We start from the raw sequence: 7,089 nt of genomic DNA, 5'->3' as shown, positions 1-7,089 counted from the left end.
CAGTCCGAGATGCGCCAGCGCTCCGCCGAACAGCCCGGCGCCGAAGAAGCCGATGCTCCAGAACGAGTGCGCCCGGTTCATGATCCGGCGTCCGAGCAGGAACTCGGTCCTGTCTGCCTCGACATTGAGGACGATCTCGACGCTGCCGATCATCAAGCCGACCGGAAGCAGCATCAGGAACAGCGCAAGCGGCCCCGGCGCGTGTACAGCGAGCGCGTAGGCGGTCGCAATGAGCGGCACCAGGCCGAGCAGCGCACGGCGGAAGCCGACTCGCTCCAGCAATGGCGCCGCCAGCGTCAGCGCGATCAAGGTGCCGATCGGCGTGCCGATCAGGCTCAGCCCGAGCGTGCCGTCCTCGATGTCCATGGCGCGTTTGATGTCGGGAAGCCGCGGAAAGATGTTGCCCATGGCGAAGGAATAGATCGCGAACCCGGCATAGACGCGGTGTTGAGGGGCAAGGTTGAGGCCAAAACGCATCGCGGTGTTTTCCTTGAAGGGAGCAGACGGCTAAGTTTGCCGGGTCCGACATCGCTTACTCCTTGCACAAACGTGCAAAACATGCAAGAACGTGCACGACGAAAAACAGGATCATGCAATGCTGACCGATCAACGGCACCAGATCATCCGCGACCGTCTCGCGGTCGAGGGGAGAGTGCTGGCCGGAGAACTGGCGAGCCACTTCGGCGTTTCCGAGGACACGGTCCGGCGCGACCTCAGGGAGCTGGCGAAAGCCGGCGAGTGCCGCCGCGTCTATGGCGGCGCCGTCGCATCGGCACCTTTGGCCGCGGCAACAGTCAGCCAGCGCAGCGGCCATGCGGTCGAGGAGAAGATGCGCCTGGCGAGCGCGGCGGTGAGGCTGCTTTCCGCCGGGCAGAGCCTGTTCATTGACGGCGGCACCACCAATGCGGCGATCGCCAGGGCCATTCCGCGCGAGCTCGACCTGACCGTCGCCACCAATTCGCTCGGCGTTGCCTCTGCGCTGTCCGATCATCCGCAGGTCGAGTTGATCGTGCTCGGCGGCAGGTTCGTCCGCGAGCTCGGAACCTGCGTCGGCGCCGACACGCTGGCCGCCATCGCGCAGCTTGGCGCCGATCTGTGTTTCCTGGGCTCCTGCGGTCTCGACGCCGCGCGTGGCGTGACGGCTTTCGATTCGGCCGAGGCCGAGGTGAAGCGGGCCATGGCCAGGAACAGCGCCGGCATCGTCGTCGCCGTCACCAACGACAAGCTGGCCACCGCCGCGCCCTACCGCGTCGCCAGGGCCGAAGCGATCCGCCACCTTGTGGTGGAAAAGTCGGCGCCAGCCGCGATCCTCGCGGATTTCGAACGCCAGGGCGCCGAAATCCACTTTGCGTGACAAGCCAAGGCGGCGCGCCTGTATGACCGCTTGCCTTGACAAAACCGGCCTCCCATGCGCTTTTCGCGCCAATTTTCGAGCCGGGCCGTCGGTCCGCAATCAGCATCCGGACTTCACCATGACAATGCATCGTTACCGCAGCCATACCTGTGCCCAATTGAGAAAGAGCGACGTCGGCGCCTCCGTCCGCCTGTCGGGCTGGGTGCATCGCGTGCGCGACCATGGCGGCCTGCTGTTCATCGACCTGCGCGACCATTACGGCCTCACCCAGATCGTCGCCGATCCGGATTCGCCGGCCTTCAAGATCGCCGAGACGGTGCGTGGCGAGTGGGTGATCCGCGTCGATGGCGAGGTCAAGGCTCGCCTGCCGGAGACCGCGAACGCCAATCTGCCGACCGGCGAGATCGAGATTTTCGCGCGCGAGATCGAGGTGCTGTCGGCGGCCAAGGAACTGCCGCTGCCGGTGTTCGGCGAGCCTGACTATCCCGAGGACATCCGGCTGAAATACCGCTTCCTCGACCTGCGTCGCGAGACGCTGCACAGGAACATCGTGGCGCGCACGAAGATCATCGCCGAGATGCGCAAGCGCATGGGCGAGGTCGGCTTCACCGAATTCTCGACGCCGATCCTGACCGCGTCCTCGCCCGAGGGCGCGCGCGACTTCCTGGTGCCGTCGCGCATCCATCCCGGCAGCTTCTACGCGCTGCCGCAGGCGCCGCAGCAGTACAAGCAGCTGATCATGGTCTCCGGCTTCGACCGCTATTTCCAGATCGCGCCCTGCTTCCGTGACGAGGACCCGCGCGCCGACCGTCTGCCCGGCGAATTCTACCAGCTCGACCTCGAAATGAGCTTCGTCGAGCAGGACGACGTGCTGTCGACGATGGAGCCGGTGCTTCGTGATGTGTTCGAGACTTTCGCCGCCGGCAAGCCGGTGACGCAGAAATTCCGCCGCATCCCCTATGACGAGGCGATGCGCACCTACGGCTCGGACAAGCCGGACCTGCGCAACCCGATCGAGATGCAGGCGGTGTCGGACCATTTCCGCGACTCCGGCTTCAAGGTGTTCGCCAACATCCTGGCCAACGATCCGAAGGCCGAAGTCTGGGCCATTCCCGCCAAGACCGGCGGCAGCCGCGCCTTCTGCGACCGCATGAATTCCTGGGCGCAGGGCGAGGGCCAGCCGGGCCTCGGCTACATCTTCTGGCGCAAGGAGGGCGACAAGCTCGAAGGCGCCGGTCCGATCGCCAAGAACATTGGCGAGGAGCGCACCGAAGCGGTGCGCCAGCAGCTTGGCCTCGCCGATGGCGACGTCGCCTTCTTCGTCGCCGGCGACCCGAAGAAGTTCGTCTCTTTCGCCGGTGCCGCACGCACCCGCGCCGGCGAGGAGCTGAACCTCGTCGACCGCGATCGTTTCGAGCTCTGCTGGATCGTCGACTTCCCGTTCTTCGAGTGGAACGAGGAGGAGAAGAAGATCGACTTCGCCCACAACCCGTTTTCCATGCCGCAGGGCGGTATCGAGGCGCTGGGCGGCGAGGATCTGCTCGGCATCAAGGCGTTCCAGTACGACATGGTCTGCAACGGCTTCGAGATCGCCTCCGGCGGCATCCGCAATCACCTGCCGGAGACCATGGTCAAGGCGTTCGAAACGGTCGGGCTCGACCGCGCCACCGTCGAGGAGCGCTTCGGCGGCCTCTACCGCGCCTTCCAGTATGGCGCGCCGCCGCATGGCGGCATGGCGGCCGGCATCGACCGCATCGTCATGCTGCTGGTCGGCGCCAAGAACCTGCGTGAGGTCACCATGTTCCCGATGAACCAGCAGGCCTACGACTTGCTGATGAACGCGCCCTCCGAAGCAACGCCGCAGCAGCTGCGCGAACTGTCGCTGCGCGTGGCAGTGGCCAAGAAGGACTGACGGCAGCGTTGCAACTGCTCTTTCTCCCCGTCTCTATACGGGGAGAAATGTCCGGCAGGACAATGAGGGGCAGCGCGGACGTCGGCGATTTGCGAGCGGTCGTAGCAGCTGAAGCCTTCTGACGGGCAATCGGGTCAGAAATTGAATTTCATATTTGCAGGCGTCGGCGCTGCCCCTCATCCGCCTGCCGGTACCTTCTCCCCGTAGAGCGGGGAGAAGGCAGCTAGTCCGATCAGTCCTCGTTGGCCTTGACCTTGACGCCGAGCGTCTTCGGCAGGTCGAGCGGGTTCGACATCGCACCAGCCATGATCAGCGCGAACGGCACAGCGGCCGGCGGCTCGGCCGAAATCTCCAGGCTCTTCGGGTCGTCGAGATATTTGCCGACCGCCGTCGTCACCTCGGCCGTCAGCTCCGGATTGTTGAGCTGCGCCATGCCGAATGGCACGATCGCCTTGGCCTGGTTAGCGATGTCCTTGCCCGACATGCCCTGCTGCTTGCCGACATATTCCAGCACCTTGTTGGTCAACGAATCGTCGTCGAAGCGGATCGAGGCGCTGTTGAACGAAAGCTGCTGCAGCAGGCCGAGCATGGCCATGCCTTGCGCCGAATTGTCGGCGCCCTCGGGCTGCGCGGCCATTTTCTTCTGCATCTCCTGCAGCGACTTGATGAAGTCGAGCGTATAGCCGCCGAGGCCGAAGGTCATGCCGAGCTTGCCGGCATTGTCGACAGCGATGTCGTATTTCGACAGTTCCATCTTGCCGTCCGCCGGCTGCCAGGTGCCGGCGATATCGATATTGCCCGAAATGTTCTGGTAGCCGAGCGCTTCGATGGCTTCCTTGGACTTGGGGTCGTCGACCAGGGTCAGGTCGGCATTGAACTTTTCCGTCGTGCCGGAAAATTCCATCGCCTTGCCGTCCTCCGGCGGGGTGATCTCGATCGCCAGGCCGTCCATCGAGAAGGCGGTCTTGTCGGCGACCTTGACCGTCATGTTGGAGAGCTCGGCCGACTTGTACATCATCAGCGAGCCGAGCGGGCCGGTGGCGCCCTCGGCCGGAACCGTCATGTCATGGATGATGAACGGGCTGAGCGACAGCGTGACGCCGTCCTTGCTGTGCTCGAGGGCCGCGGTCGAGACGGTCTCGATGTCGTAGCCGCCATCGGCTTCGCTGACGCCTTCGAGCTTGACGTCGCCGATGGTCAGCGGCTCCTTTTCGCCCGCCGGCTTCACGGCCACGCCCTGCAGCACCATGTTGGACTCATCGCCGCTCACCCCGGTCCAGGAGATGTCGACGCCCTGGGCGGCAAGCGCCGCCTTGAGGCGATCGGCGACGGCGGTGTCCTGCGCGAAGGCGGCATTGAGCGGCAGCGTCAGCAGGAAGGTCGAGAAAGCCAGTTTCTTAAGAGTTGAGCGTTGGATTGTCATCGCGAAGTCCCCTGAGAGTTGTCCTGAAATTGCTTTTTGATCCTATGCGCCATCACCATTCCGCGACGAACTGGACGGGAAAAAGGCGTCTCCCGGCACAATGGTCGAAAATCACGGTGAAAGGCAAACAGCGCGCCGACCTCTTCGCTTGAAGCGGTGAATTTGTCATGAAGATCGGGTTCCCATGCGGCATCGCCCTGCCATAGACAGGGCATGTAACAGGTTGATGTTGGCTGGCGCCGTCACGCGGGTGACAGGTGTTGCAGTCGGGCCGCAAATTGGCCTGCCCGCTTCGCCAATTCCGTGAAATCCGTCACACCCATGGGGTTGAGAAGCGCGGATTGGGCCAGCCGGCGCTTGCCGCGAATCACCCGCTCGGCTAGTGCAAACCCATGGGAAAAAGGCTTTTGCCGCCTGAAGATGGCGGCGGTGACCATATCGAACCGGTCGATCTGAAGAAGGCGCTCGAGGAGCGCTATCTCGCCTATGCGCTGTCGACCATCATGCACCGGGCATTGCCGGATGTGCGCGACGGGCTGAAGCCCGTGCATCGCCGCATCATGCATGCCATGCGGCTGCTCCGGCTCAACCCCGACCAGGGCTTCGCCAAATGCGCGCGCATCGTCGGCGAGGTGATGGGCAAGTTCCATCCGCATGGCGACCAGTCGATCTACGACGCGCTGGTCCGCCTGGCGCAGGATTTCTCGATGCGCTACCCGCTGGTCGACGGGCAGGGCAATTTCGGCAACATCGACGGCGATAACGCCGCCGCCATGCGCTACACCGAAGCGCGCATGACCGACGTGGCGACGGAACTGCTTGCCGGCATCACCGAGGATGCCGTCGACTATAGGCCGACCTACAATGAGGAGGACGAGGAGCCGGTCGTGCTGCCCGGCGCCTTCCCCAACCTGCTCGCCAATGGCTCGTCCGGCATTGCCGTCGGCATGGCGACTTCGATTCCGCCGCACAACGCGGCCGAACTTTGCGACGCAGCGCTTCATCTGATCGAGAATCCCGACGCGCCGGTGACGGCGCTGATGGACTTCGTCCAGGGTCCGGATTTCCCGACCGGCGGCATCATCGTCGACAGCCGCGCCTCGATCCTCGAAGCCTATGAGACCGGCCGCGGCGGCTTCCGCGTCAGGGCGAAATGGGGCCAGGAGGACCAGGGCAGGGGCACCTGGAGCATCGTCGTCACCGAGATCCCCTACGGCGTCCAGAAGGCGCGGCTGATCGAGAAGATCGCCGAGCTCCTGATGGCGCGCAAACTGCCGCTGCTCGAAGACATCCGCGACGAGAGTGCCGAGGATATCCGCATCGTGCTGGTGCCGAAGAGCCGCACCGTCGATCCCGGCATCCTGATGGAATCGCTGTTCAAGCTGACCGAGCTCGAAAGCCGCTTCCCGCTCAACATGAACGTGCTGTCGCGCGGCAAGGTGCCGAACGTGCTGTCGCTGAAGGGCGTGCTCAAGGAGTGGCTGGAGCATCGCCGCGACGTGCTCATCCGCCGTTCGAAGCACCGCCTCGGCGAGATCGAAAAGCGCCTCGAGATTCTCGCCGGCTACCTGATCGCCTACCTCAACATCGACGAGGTGATCAGGATCATCCGCGAGGAGGATGAGCCCAAGCAGGTGATGATGGCCCGCTGGTCGCTCACCGACACCCAGGCCGAAGCCATCCTCAACATGCGCCTGCGCGCCTTGCGCAAGCTGGAAGAGATCGAGATCCGCAAGGAGTTCGACGGGCTCACCGCCGAGAAGAAGCAGATCGAGGCGTTGCTGGCGTCCAACGCCAAGCAGTGGGCGACGATCAAGTGGGAGGTCACCAGCATCCGCGACAAGTTCGGGCCAGAGACCGAGCTCGGCAAGCGCCGCACCCAGTTCGCCGACGCGCCCGAGCATGACCTGACCGACATCGCGCACGCCATGATCGAGCGCGAGCCGGTCACCGTCGTCGTCTCCGAGAAGGGCTGGCTGCGGGCGATGAAGGGTCATCTGACCGACCATTCGCAGTTCACCTTCAAGGAAGGCGACAGCCTCAAGCTAGCCTTCCACGCCCAGACCACCGACAAGATCCTGGTCTTCACGACGGGCGGCAAGTTCTACACGATCGGGGCCGACCGGCTGCCGGGCGGGCGCGGCCATGGCGAGCCGATCCGCATCATCGTCGACATGGAGAACGACCAGGACATCGTCACCGCCTTCGTCCACGATCCGAAGCGCAAGCTGCTTCTCGTCTCCTACGACGCCAACGGCTTCATCGTTCCGGAGGAAGAGGTCGTCGCCAACACCCGCAAGGGCAAGCAGGTGATGAACGTCAAGGCGCCGGACGAGGCCAAGCGCTGCATTCCGCTCTCGGGCGACCACCTCGCCATCGTCGGCGAGAACCGCAAGATGC

Annotated in this window: 4 protein-coding genes and 1 pseudogene; 3 read left to right on the top strand and 2 right to left on the bottom strand. The window is 64.3% G+C overall.

Annotated features, from left to right (window positions below; all coding sequences use genetic code 11):
• Window positions 1-477: pseudogene (locus EN738_RS27770) on the bottom strand (MFS transporter); the annotation flags it as partial.
• A 118-nt stretch (window positions 478-595) separates the two neighbouring features.
• Between EN738_RS27770 and EN738_RS27765 the strand changes: the two are divergent.
• Together EN738_RS27765 and aspS are read left to right on the top strand one after the other, a co-directional pair.
• A complete protein-coding gene (locus EN738_RS27765; RefSeq protein WP_127286460.1) occupies window positions 596-1,354 on the top strand; it encodes a DeoR/GlpR family DNA-binding transcription regulator in 759 nt (252 codons plus the stop codon).
• 124 nt (window positions 1,355-1,478) lie between these two features.
• Window positions 1,479-3,266, top strand: coding sequence for an aspartate--tRNA ligase (gene aspS / locus EN738_RS27760; RefSeq protein ID WP_189606004.1), 1,788 nt, complete (start codon window positions 1,479-1,481; stop codon window positions 3,264-3,266).
• A gap of 232 nt (window positions 3,267-3,498) precedes the next feature.
• Here the strand turns inward: aspS and EN738_RS27755 are convergent, their stop codons facing one another.
• Window positions 3,499-4,689 carry a hypothetical protein gene (locus tag EN738_RS27755; protein WP_127286458.1) on the bottom strand — a complete coding sequence of 397 codons (1,191 nt, stop codon included), beginning with the start codon at window positions 4,687-4,689 and terminating at the stop codon, window positions 3,499-3,501.
• A 392-nt stretch (window positions 4,690-5,081) separates the two neighbouring features.
• On the opposite strand from EN738_RS27755, the gene parC reads away from it, so the two are divergent.
• Window positions 5,082-7,089: DNA topoisomerase IV subunit A (parC, locus tag EN738_RS27750; RefSeq protein ID WP_127286457.1), on the top strand; the 2,008-nt coding region annotated here is incomplete at its 3' end.

This window comes from Mesorhizobium sp. M4B.F.Ca.ET.017.02.2.1, from assembly GCF_003998955.1.
Classification (GTDB): domain Bacteria; phylum Pseudomonadota; class Alphaproteobacteria; order Rhizobiales; family Rhizobiaceae; genus Mesorhizobium; species Mesorhizobium abyssinicae.
This window is presented reverse-complemented; position numbering and strand designations above follow the sequence as displayed.